General features: G+C 58.6%; 17 protein-coding genes. 11 read left to right on the top strand and 6 right to left on the bottom strand.

The window, feature by feature from the left end; all coding sequences use genetic code 11:
- Positions 1 to 5: 5 nt before the first annotated feature.
- Entirely contained in the window at positions 6 to 302 is a 297-nt protein-coding gene (gene ubiK, locus USH94_RS02575; protein WP_014071796.1) for a ubiquinone biosynthesis accessory factor UbiK, read from the top strand.
- 76 nt (positions 303 to 378) lie between these two features.
- Here ubiK and hldE read toward each other — a convergent pair whose 3' ends face one another.
- Genes hldE through USH94_RS02560 form a run of 3 tightly spaced genes read right to left on the bottom strand, consistent with a single transcriptional unit; the run spans position 379 to position 6,028 of the window.
- On the bottom strand, positions 379 to 1,809 hold the full coding sequence (gene hldE / locus USH94_RS02570; protein WP_111963291.1) for a bifunctional D-glycero-beta-D-manno-heptose-7-phosphate kinase/D-glycero-beta-D-manno-heptose 1-phosphate adenylyltransferase HldE: 1,431 nt from the start codon (positions 1,807 to 1,809) through the stop codon (positions 379 to 381).
- 40 nt (positions 1,810 to 1,849) lie between these two features.
- Entirely contained in the window at positions 1,850 to 4,705 is a 2,856-nt protein-coding gene (gene glnE, locus USH94_RS02565; protein ID WP_111963292.1) for a bifunctional [glutamate--ammonia ligase]-adenylyl-L-tyrosine phosphorylase/[glutamate--ammonia-ligase] adenylyltransferase, read from the bottom strand.
- Between the two features lie 21 nt (positions 4,706 to 4,726).
- Positions 4,727 to 6,028 carry an inorganic triphosphatase gene (locus USH94_RS02560; protein ID WP_111963293.1) on the bottom strand — a complete coding sequence of 434 codons (1,302 nt, stop codon included), beginning with the start codon at positions 6,026 to 6,028 and terminating at the stop codon, positions 4,727 to 4,729.
- A 229-nt stretch (positions 6,029 to 6,257) separates the two neighbouring features.
- Between USH94_RS02560 and USH94_RS02555 the strand changes: the two genes are divergently transcribed.
- Positions 6,258 to 6,878: a TIGR04211 family SH3 domain-containing protein gene (locus USH94_RS02555; RefSeq protein ID WP_024906484.1), complete on the top strand. Its 621-nt coding sequence runs from the start codon at positions 6,258 to 6,260 to the stop codon at positions 6,876 to 6,878.
- A 60-nt stretch (positions 6,879 to 6,938) separates the two neighbouring features.
- Complete coding sequence (locus tag USH94_RS02550) at positions 6,939 to 8,180, top strand: multifunctional CCA addition/repair protein (protein WP_111963346.1); 1,242 nt, start codon at positions 6,939 to 6,941, stop codon at positions 8,178 to 8,180.
- 10 nt (positions 8,181 to 8,190) lie between these two features.
- Here the strand turns inward: USH94_RS02550 and bacA are convergent, their stop codons facing one another.
- The gene (bacA, locus tag USH94_RS02545; RefSeq protein WP_111963294.1) at positions 8,191 to 9,012 is read right to left on the bottom strand and encodes an undecaprenyl-diphosphate phosphatase; all 822 of its coding nucleotides are present in this window, start codon (positions 9,010 to 9,012) and stop codon (positions 8,191 to 8,193) included.
- Between the two features lie 105 nt (positions 9,013 to 9,117).
- On the bottom strand, positions 9,118 to 9,486 hold the full coding sequence (folB, locus tag USH94_RS02540; protein WP_023333447.1) for a bifunctional dihydroneopterin aldolase/7,8-dihydroneopterin epimerase: 369 nt from the start codon (positions 9,484 to 9,486) through the stop codon (positions 9,118 to 9,120).
- Positions 9,487 to 9,593: 107 nt separating this feature from the next.
- Here folB and plsY point away from each other — a divergent pair, with 107 nt between their 5' ends.
- Positions 9,594 to 10,208 carry a glycerol-3-phosphate 1-O-acyltransferase PlsY gene (gene plsY / locus USH94_RS02535; RefSeq protein WP_111963295.1) on the top strand — a complete coding sequence of 205 codons (615 nt, stop codon included), beginning with the start codon at positions 9,594 to 9,596 and terminating at the stop codon, positions 10,206 to 10,208.
- Between the two features lie 91 nt (positions 10,209 to 10,299).
- The gene (locus USH94_RS02530; protein ID WP_111963296.1) at positions 10,300 to 11,766 is read left to right on the top strand and encodes an MFS transporter; all 1,467 of its coding nucleotides are present in this window, start codon (positions 10,300 to 10,302) and stop codon (positions 11,764 to 11,766) included.
- Positions 11,767 to 11,807: 41 nt separating this feature from the next.
- On the opposite strand, the gene USH94_RS02525 is transcribed toward USH94_RS02530, so the two are convergent.
- Complete coding sequence (locus USH94_RS02525; protein WP_111963297.1) at positions 11,808 to 12,230, bottom strand: MarR family winged helix-turn-helix transcriptional regulator; 423 nt, start codon at positions 12,228 to 12,230, stop codon at positions 11,808 to 11,810.
- 147 nt (positions 12,231 to 12,377) lie between these two features.
- Here USH94_RS02525 and USH94_RS02520 point away from each other — a divergent pair, with 147 nt between their 5' ends.
- The 6 genes from USH94_RS02520 (at position 12,378) to ureE (ending at position 17,175) form a co-directional block, all read left to right on the top strand.
- The gene (locus USH94_RS02520) at positions 12,378 to 13,391 is read left to right on the top strand and encodes an alpha/beta hydrolase (protein ID WP_111963298.1); all 1,014 of its coding nucleotides are present in this window, start codon (positions 12,378 to 12,380) and stop codon (positions 13,389 to 13,391) included.
- Positions 13,392 to 13,539: 148 nt separating this feature from the next.
- Positions 13,540 to 14,367 carry an urease accessory protein UreD gene (locus USH94_RS02515; protein ID WP_111963299.1) on the top strand — a complete coding sequence of 276 codons (828 nt, stop codon included), beginning with the start codon at positions 13,540 to 13,542 and terminating at the stop codon, positions 14,365 to 14,367.
- Between the two features lie 10 nt (positions 14,368 to 14,377).
- On the top strand, positions 14,378 to 14,680 hold the full coding sequence (locus USH94_RS02510) for an urease subunit gamma (RefSeq protein ID WP_003862556.1): 303 nt from the start codon (positions 14,378 to 14,380) through the stop codon (positions 14,678 to 14,680).
- Between the two features lie 10 nt (positions 14,681 to 14,690).
- Positions 14,691 to 15,005 carry an urease subunit beta gene (locus USH94_RS02505; protein ID WP_111963300.1) on the top strand — a complete coding sequence of 105 codons (315 nt, stop codon included), beginning with the start codon at positions 14,691 to 14,693 and terminating at the stop codon, positions 15,003 to 15,005.
- Positions 14,998 to 16,701, top strand: a complete 1,704-nt coding sequence (gene ureC, locus USH94_RS02500; RefSeq protein ID WP_111963301.1) for an urease subunit alpha — start codon at positions 14,998 to 15,000, stop codon at positions 16,699 to 16,701. Before USH94_RS02505 ends, ureC begins: the two co-directional genes overlap by 8 nt.
- Before the next feature lie 9 nt (positions 16,702 to 16,710).
- Complete coding sequence (gene ureE / locus USH94_RS02495) at positions 16,711 to 17,175, top strand: urease accessory protein UreE (protein WP_111963302.1); 465 nt, start codon at positions 16,711 to 16,713, stop codon at positions 17,173 to 17,175.
- The last annotated feature ends 5 nt before the right edge of the window (positions 17,176 to 17,180 follow it).

The raw sequence follows: 17,180 nt of genomic DNA, 5'->3' as shown, positions 1-17,180 counted from the left end.
CGACAATGATTGACCCGAAAAAAATTGAGCAGATCGCGCGTCAGGTTCATGAATCTATGCCAAAAGGCATTCGTGAATTTGGTGATGACGTAGAAAAGAAAATCCGCCAGACGCTGCAGGCGCAGTTGGTTCGCCTTGATTTAGTCAGTCGCGAAGAGTTTGACGTGCAGACCCAGGTTCTGCTGCGCACCCGCGAGAAGCTGGCGCTGCTGGAACAGCGTCTGACCGAGCTGGAAAACCGCAATGCGCCGGAAGAAGTGAAGCCGGCACCGGCCATTCCGCCGGTGGATGACCAGGAGTAAGTGCGGCCTGATGCCCTCACCCCATCCCTCTCCCTGTGGTAGAGGGTGAAAAAAACGGGCCAAACGGCCCGTTTTTTTACTTACTGTCTTTCTGGATCTTCTTGATGATGTTGGTGGTTGAGCACCCGTCCTCAAAGTTGAGCACCATCACCTCGCCGCCGTTGGCCCAGACCTCTTCGCTGCCCGCGATTTGCTCCGGCTTATAATCGCCGCCTTTCACCAGCAGGTCCGGCAGAATGCCGGCAATCAGGCGCTGCGGGGTATCTTCTTCAAACGACACCACCCAGTCCACCGCTTCCAGCGCACCGAGCACAATCATACGCTGCTCGAGCGGGTTCACCGGACGCGTTTCACCCTTCAGGCGTTTCGTCGAGGCATCGCTGTTGACCGCCACAATCAGGCGATCGCCCAGCTTGCGCGCATTCGCCAGATACGAAACGTGGCCAGCGTGCAGAATGTCGAACACGCCGTTGGTCATCACCACTTTTTCACCACGCTTACGCGCGGCGGCGACGGCTACCTTCAGCTCGTCTTCGGTCATGACGCCAAAACCAGTATCCGCGCGACCACGCACCGCGTTTTCCAGCTCGATTGGCGAAACGGTTGAGGTCCCGAGTTTACCCACGACCACGCCCGCCGCGGCGTTAGCGAAGTAGCACGCCTCTTCCAGAGAATTACCCGCTGCCAGCGTCGCCGCCAGCACGCCGATCACCGTGTCACCGGCACCGGTCACGTCGTACACTTCCTGCGCCTGGGTTGGCATATGCAGCGGCGCTTTGCCCGGCTGCAGCAGCGTCATCCCCTGCTCGGAGCGGGTCACCAGAAGCGCAGATAATTCGAAGTCAGCAATGATCTTCATGCCGCGCTCAACCAGCTCTTCCTCGGTTTTGCATTTGCCCGCCACCGCTTCAAATTCGGAGAGGTTTGGCGTCAGCAGGGTTGCGCCGCGATAGCGCTCAAAATCGGTCCCTTTCGGGTCGATCAGCACCGGTACGTTGGCTTTACGCGCCAGCTGAATCATCGTCTGCACGCTCGCCAGCGCGCCTTTGGCGTAGTCGGACAGCACCAGCGCGCCGATATTGCCCAGCGCCTGGTTGATACGCTCGTGCAGCGGCTCGGGATCAACGCCTTCGAATCCTTCTTCAAAGTCGAGGCGGATCAGCTGCTGGTTGCGCGACAGCACGCGCAGTTTCGTAATCGTTGGGTGGGTCGGAACAGAAACGAAGTCGCACTTCACGTTCACGTCCGCCAGCGACTTGCTCAGCGCGCGCGCCGCATCGTCGATGCCGGTCAAGCCCACCAGACGCGACTGCGCGCCCAGAGAGGCAATGTTCATCGCCACGTTTGCCGCGCCGCCGGGACGCTCTTCAATGGTGTCGACCTTAACCACCGGTACCGGTGCTTCCGGAGAGATGCGGCTGGTCGGTCCATACCAGTAGCGATCCAGCATCACATCCCCAACAACCATAACTCCAGCACGTTCAAACTCTGGCAGTGTTACTTTCATTCCTGACTCCAGAAAGATTCACAATTTGCGCGCGATAATATCACACTTCATTTGTTACGCACGGTTCCACCAGCCACTTCTGCCAGCTGGCCGTTACCTGAGCGCGTTCTGCGACAAAACAGTCCAGCGCCACGTGCCCCGGCTGCTCCTGCAGCGCCAGGTGATGAAGCTCATCGCGAAGCGTCGTGTAGGCGCGGGTTAAGGCCTGTGCCTCCTGCTCGTCCATGATGTCGTTTTGCGCCAGCAGTTCCAGAATGCGCACGTTATCCGACCAGCGGGTCAGCTTCGGCTTGTCATGGGCGTGGAGCAGCACCAGATACTGGGTAATGAACTCAATATCGGTAATACCGCCCTCGTCGGCTTTGATATCAAAGCGATCGCGATGTTTATTACCCAGATGCGCGCGCATTTTCTCGCGCATTTCGCGCACTTCCGTTTGCAGCGTGCTGCCCTCGCGCGGGGTGGTCATGACATCCTTACGGATGGCATCGAACTGCGTTTTGAGCTGAGGATCGCCATACACCACGCGAGCGCGCACCAGCGCCTGATGTTCCCATGTCCAGGCTTCATTCTTCTGGTAATCAGCGAAGGACTCCGTCGAGGTGACCAGCATGCCCGCCGCGCCGGACGGACGCAGGCGCGCATCAACTTCATACAAAATGCCCGACGAGGTGCGGGTGCTGAACAGGTGCATGATGCGCTGCGCCAGGCGCAGGTAGAACTGGCGACCGTCAATCTCGCGCTCGCCGTCGGTCATCACGTCAACCGGGCAGTCGTGCAGGAAGATTAAATCCAGATCGGAGCTGTATCCCAGCTCCCAGCCGCCGAGCTTGCCGTAACCCACCACGGCAAACCCTCGCCCCTCACGATCAGCAAGGTGCTTCGGCTGGCCGTAGCGGGCCACCATCTGCACCCACGCCTGCTGCACTACCGCGTCGATGATCGCCTCCGCGAGCCAGGTTAAGTGATCGCTCACTTTCATCACCGGCAGCGTTCCGGCGATGTCCGCCGCCGCCACGCGCAGCATCTGAGCCTGCTTAAACTGGCGCAGCGCCTCCAGCTGCTGCTCTTCGTCTTCTTCCGGCACGCGCAGCAGATACTGACGCAGCTCGTCCCGGTAGGCATCCGTCGCCGTGGGTTGATACAGCGTATTCGGGTCGAGCAGTTCATCCAACAGCAGCGGATAGCGCGCCAGCTTGTTGGCCACCATCGGCGAGGCGGCGCAGAGCGTAATCAGATGCTTCAGCGCCCCCGGGAACTCGCTCAGAAGCTCCAGATACGTGGTGCGCGTAATAATCCCGCTCAGCAGCGGCATCATGCGCGACAGCGGCACCGGCGCGTCCGCCCGCGAGCAGACCTCTCTCAGCAGATGCGGCATCAGGTGATCCAGCACCTGACGACCGCGCGGGCCGATTGCCCGTTTGTTCAGTTCGAGACGGAAATCCGCGATCAGCGCCACCACGCGATGGCGGGCGTCGTCGGTTAAATGCGTCAGTACCGGCGTGGTGTCATCTTCCTGAAGCGCGTCCTGCCACAGCTCGCGCCAGTGCTCGGAAAGCGCATCGTCCTGCGATTCACTTTCGTCATCACCAATCAGCTCGTTAAAGATGCGGCGCACGCCCGCCATGTGAGCGTCCAGCCGTTCGGTCAGCGTAGACCAGTCATCCACGCGCATCCCCCAGGCCAGGCGCGCCCGATTAAGGTCATCCCCCGGCAGGGTCTGGGTCTGTTCGTCGTTGATGCTTTGCAGCAGGTTTTCCAGACGTCGCAGGAAAAGATAGGCCTCGCGCAGGGTTTGCGCGTCGCCGTCCGGCAGCAGATGAAGCTGCTCGATGGCGCTCAGCGTCGGCAATAGCGAGCGGGACTGTAACGACGGCTCACGCCCGCCGCGAATAAGCTGGAAGACCTGAACGATAAATTCGATTTCGCGAATACCGCCCGCGCCGAGCTTGATGTTGTCCTTAAGCCCGCGACGGCGAACCTCACGGGCGATCATCCCTTTCATATTACGCAGGGACTGGATGACGCTGAAGTCGATATAGCGACGGAACACGAACGGGCGCAGCATGGCGCGCAGTTCGTTAGCGTAAGCGTCGTCGCTGTCGCCCATGATCCGCGCTTTGACCATCGCATAGCGCTCCCAGTCGCGCCCCTGCTCCTGGTAGTAATCCTCCAGCGCGGCAAAGCTCAGCACCAGAGGTCCACTGTCGCCAAACGGACGCAGGCGCATGTCCACGCGGTAAACAAAGCCGTCCTGCGTCGGCTGATCCAGCGCCTTAATCAGACGCTGACCGAGGCGGGTAAAGAACTGGGCGTTGTCCAGCTCGCGACGACCGCCGCGCGTGGAGCCGTTCTCGGGCCACGCGAAAATCAGGTCGATATCGGAGGAGAAGTTCAGTTCGCAGCCGCCCAGCTTGCCCATCCCCAGAATCAGCAGCGGCTGAGGAACCCCTTCCTCGCTGCACGGCGTGCCCCACTCTTTACAGCAGGCGGCATAGAGCCAGTCGCGCGCGGCGACAATCAGCGTTTGCGCCAGCTCGCTTAACTGCTGCAGCGTGCTCTCTTCGCTCACCAGCTCCAGCGCCTGAGCCCAGGCAATGCGCACCATCACCCGACGGCGGAAATGGCGCAGGACGCGCATCAGCGTCGCTTCATCCGCTACGTCTTCGAGTGCGGCCTGCAGCCAGCCGGCATAGTGCCGCCACTCGTCCGCCTGCGGCGGTGCGTTTTCAAGCTCCGCCAGCCAGTCCGGGTAGGCTGCGATGCTTTCCTGCACAAAATCACTGAAGGCGAGCACGCTCTTCGCCTGCTCGCTTAACGATGACGCCGGTAATGACTCAGGCAGACGTTCGCAAACGTTCTGCCACTGCTGCTGTAACGCTAAAGAAAGCGGCATTATAGGGGTTCCTTGCCAGAGTTAACGTTTTCCGCTGTGCAGCCAGTACGGATCCTGCGAAATGGCCTCGTTACGGAAATGCTCTATCTCGATATGCTGACGGGTTTCGATGGCATGCTTCAGCCCCTGCCAGTTTTCCAGCCACGCCTGCGCCTTTGGACCATCGTAGGCACCGGAAAGGAGCAGCATGCTGTCGATGTTGCGCGAAAGACGGGGAAGCTGATCGCCATATTTATCGCCGAGCGGATACGCAAAGGTGCTCTTCAGTTCAGCGGCATGACGGGAAAGATGAATGTCCGCGAAACGCTTAAAGTTTTCCGCGATTTTGGCCTCGGCTTTCGCATCCAGGAAGGCGCGCCAGCCGCGCGTCACCAGAAACTCGGTCAGCGCCAGTTTTGCCGAAGCGGCCTGCGGGCTGTAGATCGCCGTTTGCGCCGAGACGTCCGAGAGCATCAGCGTTTCGGTTTGCGTCAGCAGATCGCGTAAGTGAGCGCTCGCTTTGCGAGGAACGATACCGCCGAACAGCGCCAGGGTATGGCGCACCAGGGCAATCGCCGCGAGCACGTGGGATTTCGCGTTTTTCACATTTCGCACCCACAGCTCTTCGTGGTACTGCCACTGAGAAAGCGCCAGCTCCAGCGCGGCTTCCAGACCCTGTTCAACGCTGGCTTTCGGCGCAACGTGCAAAATGGTCGTCTCTTTCAGCACGCGTGGCGCATTTCCGGCGGCCAGATGGTAACCCCGCGCGGCTTTGCTCAGGCTCCCCTGGCGTAATCCGGAATGGTTCACCAGCCTGCGCGCCAGCTTCAGAACGTCATTTGCGTCCCCTTCCAGCAGCTCAAGCTCCAGTTCGCAAATCGGTTCCTGGAATTCCCCTGCCTTCACCTCACCCAGATCGAGGGCGATTTCGATGCGGCTGTTGCCTTCCGTCACCAGCCATTTCTCGCGCCAGAAATCTGTGCTGAACAGCGGCTGTACCTGTTCCGCCAGCGCGGAAGGCAGCTCGCCTTCCGGCCAGACTTCCGCCGGGAAACGTTCCAGCTCAAGTTCTGGCTTACTGATGTCGATATTGTATTCCGGGCGCTGATGTAAACCGCCGACCACGCGGCCGGCAATTTTCATCGTCATCTCGTAGCGCCCGCTCGCGCCACGGATGCGCAGCCCCATATCGTGGCGGCGCAGCCAGTTGTCTGGCGTTTCGTAATAGATATTAAGTAGTTGTACCGGTGCATGGTGTTCGCCGGAAAGCGTATGCAGATGCTGGCGGAGTGCGTCAACGCTGCCTTTTTCGACGATAAATTTTAATTCGATTTCCTGAGCCATAGCCTTGTACTTTTGCGGGCGTCACAGACGCGTCAATGAGGGCGAACTTCCTCGCCATTTGTTTGTCAGTACATAGTATTTTGCGCCAAATTGCCATGCAATGAGCAATTTGTCGGGCGTAAATGTGTAGAGTCGTGACACAGATGATTCTGATTGCTGACGAATGCTTTGCGTAGAGACACTGTTGCCACTACTATCGTTCCACTATTTATGAAAATAACGACTAATGATGCTTAAATTACGCCTGATTGGACTTACTTTACTCGCTTTTAGCGCCGCAACCGCAGTGCACGCTGAAGAAAAGCGTTACGTTTCTGACGAACTGAACACCTGGGTACGCAGTGGCCCCGGAGATAATTATCGCCTCGTGGGTACGGTAAATGCCGGCGAGGAAGTCACCCTGTTACAGACCAACGCAGACACCAATTACGGTCAGGTTCGCGACAGTACCGGTCGTACTTCCTGGATCCCGCTGAAAGAGCTCAGCACCGTGCCAAGCCTGCGCACGCGCGTTCCCGATCTGGAAAACCAGGTAAAGACCCTGACCGACAAGCTGAACAACATCGACGGCACCTGGAACCAGCGCACCGCTGAAATGCAGCAGAAAGTAGCGCAAAGCGACGGTGTGATTAACGGTCTGAAAGAAGAGAACCAGAAACTGAAAAACGAGCTGATTGTCGCGCAGAAGAAAGTGAATGCCGCCAATCTACAGCTCGACGATAAACAGCGCACCATCATCATGCAGTGGTTTATGTATGGCGGCGGCGTGCTGGGCGTCGGTCTGGTGCTGGGCCTGGTTCTGCCGCACCTGATCCCGAGCCGTAAGCGTAAAGACCGCTGGATGAACTAATTCGTCTTCTCTGCCAGACTTACGTATCATTCTGGAAAAGAGAAAACGGGAGAGTTGGGCGTGAAAAGTTATCTGGTCGGTGGTGCGGTACGTGATGCGTTGTTAGGTCTGCCGGTCAAAGATAAAGACTGGGTGGTGGTTGGCGCCACCCCGGAAGAGATGCTCGACGCGGGCTACCAGCAGGTAGGCCGCGATTTTCCCGTCTTCCTCCACCCGAAAAGTCGTGAAGAGTATGCCCTGGCGCGTACCGAGCGGAAATCGGGTTCGGGCTACACGGGCTTTACCTGCTATGCCGCGCCGGACGTCACGCTGGAGGAAGATCTTCTGCGCCGCGATCTCACCATCAACGCGCTGGCGCAGGACGAGAACGGCCAGATCGTTGACGCTTATGGCGGCCAGGACGATCTGCGCAACCGCCTTTTACGTCACATCTCCCCGGCGTTTTCTGAAGATCCGCTCCGCGTCCTGCGCGTGGCGCGCTTTGCCGCACGCTACGCCCATCTCAGCTTCCGTATTGCCGATGAAACCATGGCGCTGATGACCGCCATGACCGAGGCGGGCGAGCTTGAACACCTGACGCCAGAGCGCGTCTGGAAAGAGACGGAAAATGCTCTCACAACGCGCAACCCGCAGGTCTTTTTCCAGGCCCTTCGCGACTGCGGCGCGCTGAAGGTGCTGTTCCCGGAAATAGACGCGCTGTTTGGCGTGCCTGCTCCGGCGAAATGGCACCCGGAAATTGATACCGGCGTGCACACGCTGATGACCCTGAGCATGGCGGCCATGCTCAGCCCTGACGTGGACGTGCGCTTTTCCACCCTGTGCCACGATCTCGGCAAAGGCCTAACGCCAAAAGAATTCTGGCCTCGCCACCACGGGCACGGCCCGGCAGGGGTGAAGCTGGTCGAGGGGCTGTGCCAGCGTCTGCGCGTGCCGAACGAAATCCGCGATCTGGCGAAACTGGTCGCTGAATTTCACGACCTGATCCACACCTTCCCCATCCTCAAACCGGCCACCATCGTTAAGCTTTTCGATAACATCGACGCCTGGCGTAAACCGCAGCGCGTGGAGCAAATCGCGCTGACCAGCGAAGCTGACGTGCGCGGGCGTACCGGGTTTGAGGCGTGCGACTATCCGCAGGGGCGTTTACTGCGAAAAGCCTGGGAGGTAGCGAAAGCGGTGCCGACGAAGGACGTTGTCGAGGCGGGATTCAAAGGTCCGGAAATTCGCGAAGAACTCACGAAACGGCGAATTCAGGCGGTGTCTGACTGGAAGGAAAAACACTGCCCTCAGCCAAAAGACTGAGGGCTATCGGTCAGAAGAAGACCACGTACACCGCAGCGGCAACGATAAAGCGATAGATCGCGAACGGAATGAACGAGATACGCTTAATCAGCTGCAGGAAGGTTTTGATGGCAATCAGCGCCACGATAAACGCGGTGATGAAGCCAACGGCAAACATCGGAATGTCGCCCGTAGTGAGGAAACCGATGCTTTTATAGAGGTCAAGCGCGGTGGCACCCATCATCATCGGCACCGCCAGCAGGAACGAGAACTCTGACGCGGCGTAACGGCTTACGCCCATCAGCATCCCGCCGGAGATGGTTGCGCCTGAACGCGAGAAGCCCGGCCACAGCGCCAGACACTGGAAGCAGCCAATGATAAACGCCTGACGATACGTCATATCGTCCAGCCCTTCCGCGCGCGGCGTTTTTGGCTTCAGCACTTCCGCGGCGATCAGCAGGAAGCCGCCCACCACCAGCGCGTACATCACGTTAATCGGGTTAAACAGCGATTTGATGGCGTCGTGGAAAACCAGACCCAGCACCACCGCCGGGATCATCCCGAGCAAAATATGGATCAGCGACAGGCGACCTTTACTCATCCCTTCGTGCTGCGGCGGACGGCCAAAATAGATACCGATCAGGCCAAACAGACGGCGCCAGAACATCACCACCACCGCCAGAATCGAACCCAGCTGGATAACCACTTCAAACGTTTTGGCGGTATCGCCTTCAAAGCCCAGCAGATGGCCAACGATAATCATATGGCCGGTACTGGAAACCGGTAAAAACTCCGTCAATCCTTCGACCACACCCAGTATTGCCGCCACCAGCAGCGAGTGCATATCGCTCATCTATAAACCCCTAAAAAGATATAAAAAAACGGTCGCCCCAACGGCTACCGTGAAAGATACAGCTTTAAGACCGGTATAACCTAAATTGGTTTAGCAATTATGACGTTAATTCTTGCCTTTCAGATTTGTGCCACGCTCAATGATGACGCCAACGTTGGCGGCTCGCGCCACCGCGCCCGGCTTGCTCAGCTTGATGCGTACCCACGGTGAGTTGAATTTTTTCAGCAGCAATTCTGCGACTTCTTCCGCCACCCGTTCGACCAGCGCAAAACGCTGCCCTTCAACGTGGGCGATGACCGTTTCACTGATGTCGGCATAGCTGAGACAGTCGTTCACGTCATCGCTTTTTGCCGATTTGCGATTATCCCATCCCATTTCGATATCGAACACCAGCTTCTGCTCGATGGTCTGTTCCCAGTCGTAAACACCAATTGTGGTGATTACCGAAAGTTGCTCTATAAATACAATATCCATCACGACCTGCCTGCTTTTTGGCTAAACCGGATACCACTTCCGGCGAATTATGCGTATTATCCACAGATGCTGAGAATACAGATACATTTTCAAAACGGAACAGCGTTATGAGTGCAATCGCGCCTGGAATGATCCTCCTCGCCTATCTTTGCGGCTCAATCTCCAGCGCCATTCTGGTCTGCCGCATCGCCGGGTTACCCGACCCGCGTGAAAATGGTTCCGGGAATCCGGGGGCGACCAACGTACTACGAATTGGTGGCAAGGGAGCAGCCGTAGCGGTTTTGATTTTTGATGTTCTGAAAGGGATGCTGCCCGTCTGGGGCGCGTATGCGCTGGGCGTCACGCCGTTCTGGCTGGGGCTTATTGCTATTGCGGCATGTGTCGGCCACATCTGGCCCGTATTCTTCGGTTTTAAAGGTGGCAAAGGCGTGGCGACCGCCTTTGGTGCCATTGCGCCTATCGGCTGGGACCTAACCGGCGTGATGGCCGGGACCTGGCTACTGACCATTCTGCTGAGCGGCTATTCGTCGCTGGGCGCCATCGTCAGCGCGCTGATCGCCCCGTTCTACGTCTGGTGGTTTAAACCTCAGTTCACCTTCCCTGTGTCGATGCTCTCCTGCCTTATCCTGCTGCGTCATCACGATAATATTCAGCGCCTGTGGCGTCGTCAGGAGACCAAAATCTGGACGAAGCTCAAGAGGAAGAAAAAAGACGCGCCGTAAGGGTTAGTTATGCCTTATAGCCAAATGTGATTTTGGTCACCTTCTGCCTGTGGTAACTGTTAATGACACAACACAACCACATTAGAAGAAAATGGCTGAAATCACAGAAACAACTCCCCTTTCAACGGCAGAAAAACACCCCGATGGCGACATCAAGTGGGTGCGCAGCGCTTCGGATGTATCACGCCTCGTTAATGACGGCTCACAGGGCCGGGCCAATGCCCGCATCGTGGTCGGTATCGCGCTGGGCGGGATTTTCCTCGATGCTTACGATCTGGGCGCGCTGGCCTTCGGCATAAAAGATATCACCCGCGAATTTAACCTGACGCCCGCCGGGACCGGTATGGTGGCCTCGGCAATTACCTTTGGCGCGATTGTCGGGGCGCTGCTCGGCGGTTACCTCACGGATAAAATCGGGCGCTACCGCGTTTTTATGGCTGATATGGTGTTCTTCGTGGTGGCCGCCATCGCCTGTGCGCTGGCCCCGAACGAATATGTGCTGGCGGGTGCCCGCTTTGTGATGGGGCTTGGGGTCGGGATCGACCTTCCCGTGGCGATGGCGTTTTTAAGCGAGTTCGCCAGGCTGAAAGGTCCGGGAAACAAAGCCTCCAGCGTCGCGATGTGGTGCCCCACCTGGTATGCCGCCATCAGCGTCTCCTACCTGCTGGTGCTGTTCTTCTACGCCGTGCTGCCGGAAAGCCACAGCGACTGGCTGTGGCGTTTAATTCTCGGCTTTGGTGCAGTGCCAGCGCTGGTGATTATCGCCATCCGCAGCCGCTATATGAGCGAATCGCCGGTATGGGCGGCGAATCAGGGCAATCTGAAGGAGGCGGCGTCGATTTTGCGGCAGTCGTACAATATTAACGCCCACGTCCCGCAGGATGCGCTCGGCCAGCCTGCACCCGTCGTGAATAAAGCGAAATGGTCAAACTATCTGAACCTGTTTCGCGGCGTCTACTTACGCCGCACGACGCTCGCCACGCTGCTGTCCGTCGTCTCGTCGTTTGCCTATAACGCCGTGGCGTTTGGCCTGCCGGTGATCATCTCCAGCTTCTTTGTCAAGTCGATGCTCACCACCATTCTCATTTCTCTGGCGCTTAACCTGCTGTTTGCCTTCGTCGGCGGACTGCTGGCGGTACGCTATGTGCCGCGCTTCGGCGCCTGGCGGATGTCGCTTGCGGGTTATGCCTGCCAGCTTGTCGCGCTGCTGGGCCTCGCGCTGATTGGCCGACCGGAAGGTGCCTCTGAAGGCGTGCTTGCCGTGGCGATGCTGGCGCTATTCCTTTTCGGTCAGGGCTTTGGCCCGGGCGCGCATACCATGACGTTCGCCTCGCTGAGCTACCCGACCTCGCTCCGCGGCGTGGGCGTGGGTCTCAACCAGACGCTGATGCGCAGTAGTTCTACGCTGTCGCTGTTCCTGTTCCCGCTGCTGGTGGCGTCGCTCGACACCGCCGTGTTCTGGGTGATTGCGCTGGCGCCGTTTATCGGCCTGGCATCGCTGCTGGCGATCCGCTGGGAGCCGTCCGGGTATGATGTGGATGCGGAGGACTATCGGTAACGACACATCGCTTCGGTGGGTTCCCCCCCACCGAAGGGTTCTTACAAATCGTCCAGCAGCGTTCGGGAAAGTTTTTTTAGCATATCAAGCTCATCATCGTTCATCCGCATGCTGCAGCGAATCTGGTCCGGCAATGCCATCACCCGTTTTTTCAGTTCTTTCGCCTTATCGGTCAGCACGACATTTTTCATCCTTTCATCCCCCACAACCGCGATACGGTTGAGGAATCCTTTTGCCTCAAGCTTTTGTACAAGCGGCGTCAATGTGCCCGAATCAAAAAACGTCTTATCGCTGAGATCGCGAAGTGGAATGTTGTCTTTCTCATAAAGCGCCATCAAAACAACGAATTGCGGGTAGGTCAAATCCATCTCTTGCAGTAGGGGACGATACTGGCGAACAAACGCATTGGTGACCGAGTACAGCGAGAAGCAAAGTAAATCATCTAGCGTTTTGTTTTCTTTCATTTTTCTATCAACTCCGAATCTGTTGCCTAAAAAAATTATAAATAATGTTTGACTAAAAGTATCTTGCGCGCAAGTATTATACCAGCAACTAAGTAGCACGCTATTTAGTTATCTCATCCGATCAAATGCGCTTAAAGAGGTACCACCATGAAAACACTAACCGCCATCCTGGTTTCTTCCGTCTTCGCGTCAGCTGCGGCATCCGCTCAAACCACCAATACCCCAGCTCCGACCGCAGGCGTACAGGCATTTCTTAATATTCTGAATTCCGGCAAGGGTAAGCCAATGGAACAGATGACCCCACAGGAGGCCCGGCAGGTACTGATCGGCGCGCAGCAAGGCGCAAAACTGCCGCCCGCTCAGGTTTCAGAAAAAACGATCCAGGTAAATGGTCAGGCGATCAAACTGAAAATAGTGAAACCTGAAAACGCGACCGGCACGCTCCCGGCATTTATGTTCTTCCACGGCGGCGGTTGGGTGCTGGGCGATTACCCAACCCATGAACGCTTAATCCGCGATCTGGTTCGCGCATCAGGCGCCGCAGCGGTTTACGTTGATTACACGCCGTCACCTGAGGCCCATTTCCCGGTGGCCATCAATCAGGCCTATGAAGCGACAAAATGGGTAGCCGAACACGGTCAGGAAATTGGCGTGGACGGTAGCCGTCTGGGTCTGGTCGGTAACAGCGTGGGCGGCAATATGGTGGCTTCCGTGGCGCTGCAGGCAAAACAGTTCAATGGGCCCAAAATTCGCTACAACGTCATGCTCTGGCCTGTGACCGATGCGAATTTTGATACTGCCTCGTATAACCAGTTCGAGAACGGCTATTTCCTGTCGAAAAACATGATGAAATGGTTCTGGGATAACTACACCACCAGCGCGGCCGATCGCAACAATATCCTTGCCTCTCCGCTTCGCGCCAGCGCCGCGCAGTTGAAAGGCTTCCCGGAGACGCTGATTCAGACAGCTGAGCTGGACGTTCTGCGGGATGAAGGTGAAGCATTCGGGCGTAAGCTGGATGCGGCTGGCGTCCCGGTGACCGTCACGCGCTATAACGGCATGATCCACGATTACGGCCTGCTTAACCCGCTGAGCCAGGAGCCAACGGTTAAAGTTGCCCTGGAGCAGGCAGGCGCAGCGCTGCATGAGCACCTGAAATAACGGCATCGCGATGTTTGTCAGACAGCACGCCCCCGGGGCGTGCTTTTTTGTTTCGTCTTAACCGCCATCCATAAGCGACTCATATGACAGCCTTCATTTCTGCCAGGGCATACTGAAACGACCCCGATGATGAGCAGATGGATGCAGCATGTTAGCAGCTCAGGTCACTGATAATTCGTACAAAGGCTGGCAGGCGTCGCTTGCCCTGCAGTTTTGTCACACCCCTGAGAAAACCCTCCTGCACTCCGCTCATCACGTCGGGCCGCTTACCGTTCAGCGTCCATTTTATCCCGAAGGGGAAACCTGCCACCTTTATCTGCTGCATCCGCCCGGCGGAATTGTGGGCGGCGATACGCTGGACATTTCCGTTCGGCTGGACGCCAAAAGCCATGTGCTTATCACGATGCCCGGCGCCAGCAAGTTCTATCGCAGCAGCGGCCCGCAGGCTCGTCTGAGTCAGCATTTTTATCTCGAGGAAGATTCCACGCTGGAGTGGCTGCCGCAGGACACCATTATCTTCCCCGGGGCAAATGCCGCGCTGCGCTCCGTCTTCCACCTGAAGACCTCCAGCACGCTGCTGGCGTGGGAGCTTTATTGTCTGGGGCGCCCGGTGATCAATGAGACCTTCAGCCACGGCACGCTGGAGAGCCGCCTTGAAGTCTGGGTTGAGGATGAACCGCGCCTGATTGAGCGTCAGCACCTTGCCGACGGCGATCTCACGCCCGTCGCCGGATATCCATGGCTCGGCACGCTGCTGTTCTATCCGGCCAATGAAGAACATCTCGACACGGTACGCGAACGGCTCGCGCCGCTGGAACACTTTGCGGGGGCAACGCTCACCGACGATCTGCTTTCGGTGCGTTTTCTCTCCGATGACAACCTGATTTGCCAGCGGGTGATGCGCGACGTCTGGCAGTCGCTTCGCCCGCTTCTCACCACCAAAACCGCCTGTTCGCCGCGTATCTGGCAGACATAAGAGAAACGTTATGGAACTGACCCCCAGAGAAAAAGACAAGCTGTTGCTGTTCACCGCCGCGCTGGTTGCCGAACGCCGCCTTGCGCGCGGGGTAAAGCTTAATTACCCGGAATCGGTCGCGCTGATCAGCGCCTTCATCATGGAGGGCGCGCGCGATGGCGAAACCGTCGCCTCGCTGATGGAGGCGGGCCGCCACGTCCTGACGCGCGATCAGGTAATGGAAGGCGTGCCGGAGATGATCCCGGATATTCAGGTCGAAGCCACCTTCCCGGACGGTTCGAAGCTCGTCACCGTCCATAACCCGATCGTCTAAGGAGCGCGCGATGATCCCAGGTGAATACCAGATCCAGCCCGGAACGATTGCGATCAACGTCGGGTGTGAAACCCAAAGCGTGGTTGTCGAAAATCACGGCGACAGGCCGATCCAGGTCGGATCGCATTACCACTTTTACGAGGTCAACCCGGCCCTGAAGTTCGAGCGGGAAGCCACCAAAGGCTACCGGCTGAATATCCCGGCGGGCACCGCCGTGCGCTTCGAGCCCGGCCAGAAGCGGGAGGTGACGCTGGTTCAGGTCACGGGCGCGCAGCGCATTTTCGGTTTTCGCGGCGAGGTGATGGGCGAGGTGAAACATGGCTGAGATTTCACGTCGGGCATATGCCGATATGTTCGGCCCCACCACCGGCGATAAAGTGCGGCTGGCCGACAGCGAGCTGTGGATTGAAGTGGAAGACGATCTCACGGTCTACGGCGAAGAGGTCAAATTCGGCGGGGGAAAGGTGATCCGCGACGGCATGGGTCAGGGGCAGATGACCGCAGACGACTGCGTGGATCTGGTTCTCACCAACGCGCTGATCGTCGATCACTGGGGGATCGTAAAAGCCGATATCGGCGTAAAGAACGGGCGGATCTTCGCCGTCGGCAAAGCCGGTAATCCGGACATTCAGCCCGGCGTGACGATCCCGATTGGCGCGGCAACGGAAGTGATTGCCGCCGAGGGGAAGATCGTCACCGCGGGCGGGATCGACACCCACATCCACTGGATCTGCCCGCAGCAGGCGGAAGAGGCGCTGGTCTCCGGCGTCACGACCATGATCGGCGGCGGCACCGGCCCCGCGGCGGGAACCAACGCCACCACCTGCACGCCGGGGCCGTGGTATATCGCCCGCATGCTGCAGGCAGCCGATACGCTGCCGGTGAATATAGGCCTGCTCGGTAAAGGTAACGGCTCCAACCCGGACGCCCTGCGCGAGCAGATTGCCGCCGGCGCTATCGGGCTGAAGATCCACGAAGACTGGGGCGCGACGCCTGCGGCGATCAACTGCTCGCTGGAGGTGGCCGAAGAGATGGATATTCAGGTGGCGCTGCACAGCGACACGCTGAACGAGTCCGGGTTTGTCGAAGACACGCTGGCGGCCATCGCAGGGCGCACCATCCACACTTTCCATACCGAAGGCGCAGGCGGCGGCCACGCACCGGATATCATCACCGCCTGCGCGCACCCGAATATTCTGCCCTCCTCCACCAACCCGACCCTGCCCTACACGGTGAATACCATCGACGAGCATCTCGACATGCTGATGGTTTGCCATCACCTCGATCCGGATATCGCCGAGGACGTAGCGTTTGCCGAATCCCGCATTCGCCGGGAGACCATCGCAGCCGAAGATGTCCTGCACGATATCGGCGCGTTCTCGCTAACCTCGTCAGACTCGCAGGCCATGGGCCGCGTCGGGGAAGTGATTATCCGCACCTGGCAGGTCGCGCACCGCATGAAGGTCCAGCGCGGCGCGCTGCCGGAAGAGACTGGCGATAACGACAACTTCCGCGTGAAGCGCTACGTCGCCAAATACACCATAAACCCGGCGCTGACCCACGGTATCGCCCATGAGGTCGGTTCGATTGAGGCGGGCAAGCTGGCGGATCTGGTGGTCTGGTCCCCGGCGTTCTTCGGCGTCAAACCCGCCACCATCGTCAAGGGCGGGATGATCGCCTGCGCGCCGATGGGCGATATCAACGCCTCGATCCCCACGCCGCAGCCGGTGCATTACCGCCCGATGTTTGGCGCGTTGGGCGCCGCGCGCCACGCCACCCGGCTGACGTTTATCTCGCAGGCCGCCAGTGAGAACGGCATCCCGCAGCAGCTCAGCCTGCAGAGCGCCACGGCGGTGGTAAAAGGCTGCCGGACGGTGAAAAAGGCCGACATGATCCACAACGGCCTGCAGCCCAATATCACCGTCGACTCGCAAACCTACGAGGTGCGCGTCGACGGCGAACTGATTACCAGCGAACCGGCTGACGTTCTGCCGATGGCGCAACGCTATTTCCTGTTTTAAGGAGTGATGATGATTTATTTGACCCAACGTCTGGACCACGCGCACCCGACTACCGCCAGCGTCACGCTGCCGATTGACGTGCGGGTGAAAAGCCGCGCCCGCGTGGCGCTTAACGACGGTCGTGAAGCCGGGTTGATGCTGCCGCGCGGTCTGCTGCTGCGCGGGGGCGACCTGCTGACCACCGACGACGGTAGCGAAGTCATCGAAGTGATCGCCGCTCCGGAGTCGGTCTCCGTGGTGCGCTGTGCCGATCCGTTCCTGCTCGCCCGCGCCTGCTACCACCTGGGCAACCGCCACGTGCCGCTGCAGGTTATGCCCGGCGAGCTGCGCTATCACCACGATCACGTTCTCGACGACATGCTGCGCCAGTTCGGGCTGGACGTGACCTACGCCAGCCTGCCGTTTGAACCGGAAGCGGGCGCTTACACCAGCGGTGCCCACAGCCACGGCCATTCTCACGCTCATTCACATTAAGGATT

This window comes from Enterobacter sp. 148H3, assembly GCF_034107425.1.
Lineage (GTDB): Bacteria > Pseudomonadota > Gammaproteobacteria > Enterobacterales > Enterobacteriaceae > Enterobacter > Enterobacter vonholyi.
The sequence above is the reverse complement of the archived record's forward strand: the minus strand, read 5'-3'. Positions and strand labels throughout refer to the sequence as shown.

Bases quoted from the DNA above. Each gene is read 5' to 3' on its own strand.
- ubiK (WP_014071796.1), top strand. From the start codon at position 6: ATGATTGACCCGAAAAAAATTGAGCAGATCGCGCGTCAGGTTCATGAA.
- hldE (WP_111963291.1), bottom strand. From the start codon at position 1,809: ATGAAAGTAACACTGCCAGAGTTTGAACGTGCTGGAGTTATGGTTGTT.
- glnE (WP_111963292.1), bottom strand. From the start codon at position 4,705: ATGCCGCTTTCTTTAGCGTTACAGCAGCAGTGGCAGAACGTTTGCGAA.
- USH94_RS02560 (WP_111963293.1), bottom strand. From the start codon at position 6,028: ATGGCTCAGGAAATCGAATTAAAATTTATCGTCGAAAAAGGCAGCGTT.
- USH94_RS02555 (WP_024906484.1), top strand. From the start codon at position 6,258: ATGCTTAAATTACGCCTGATTGGACTTACTTTACTCGCTTTTAGCGCC.
- bacA (WP_111963294.1), bottom strand. From the start codon at position 9,012: ATGAGCGATATGCACTCGCTGCTGGTGGCGGCAATACTGGGTGTGGTC.
- folB (WP_023333447.1), bottom strand. From the start codon at position 9,486: ATGGATATTGTATTTATAGAGCAACTTTCGGTAATCACCACAATTGGT.
- plsY (WP_111963295.1), top strand. From the start codon at position 9,594: ATGAGTGCAATCGCGCCTGGAATGATCCTCCTCGCCTATCTTTGCGGC.
- USH94_RS02530 (WP_111963296.1), top strand. From the start codon at position 10,300: ATGGCTGAAATCACAGAAACAACTCCCCTTTCAACGGCAGAAAAACAC.
- USH94_RS02525 (WP_111963297.1), bottom strand. From the start codon at position 12,230: ATGAAAGAAAACAAAACGCTAGATGATTTACTTTGCTTCTCGCTGTAC.
- USH94_RS02520 (WP_111963298.1), top strand. From the start codon at position 12,378: ATGAAAACACTAACCGCCATCCTGGTTTCTTCCGTCTTCGCGTCAGCT.
- USH94_RS02515 (WP_111963299.1), top strand. From the start codon at position 13,540: ATGTTAGCAGCTCAGGTCACTGATAATTCGTACAAAGGCTGGCAGGCG.
- USH94_RS02510 (WP_003862556.1), top strand. From the start codon at position 14,378: ATGGAACTGACCCCCAGAGAAAAAGACAAGCTGTTGCTGTTCACCGCC.
- USH94_RS02505 (WP_111963300.1), top strand. From the start codon at position 14,691: ATGATCCCAGGTGAATACCAGATCCAGCCCGGAACGATTGCGATCAAC.
- ureC (WP_111963301.1), top strand. From the start codon at position 14,998: ATGGCTGAGATTTCACGTCGGGCATATGCCGATATGTTCGGCCCCACC.
- ureE (WP_111963302.1), top strand. From the start codon at position 16,711: ATGATTTATTTGACCCAACGTCTGGACCACGCGCACCCGACTACCGCC.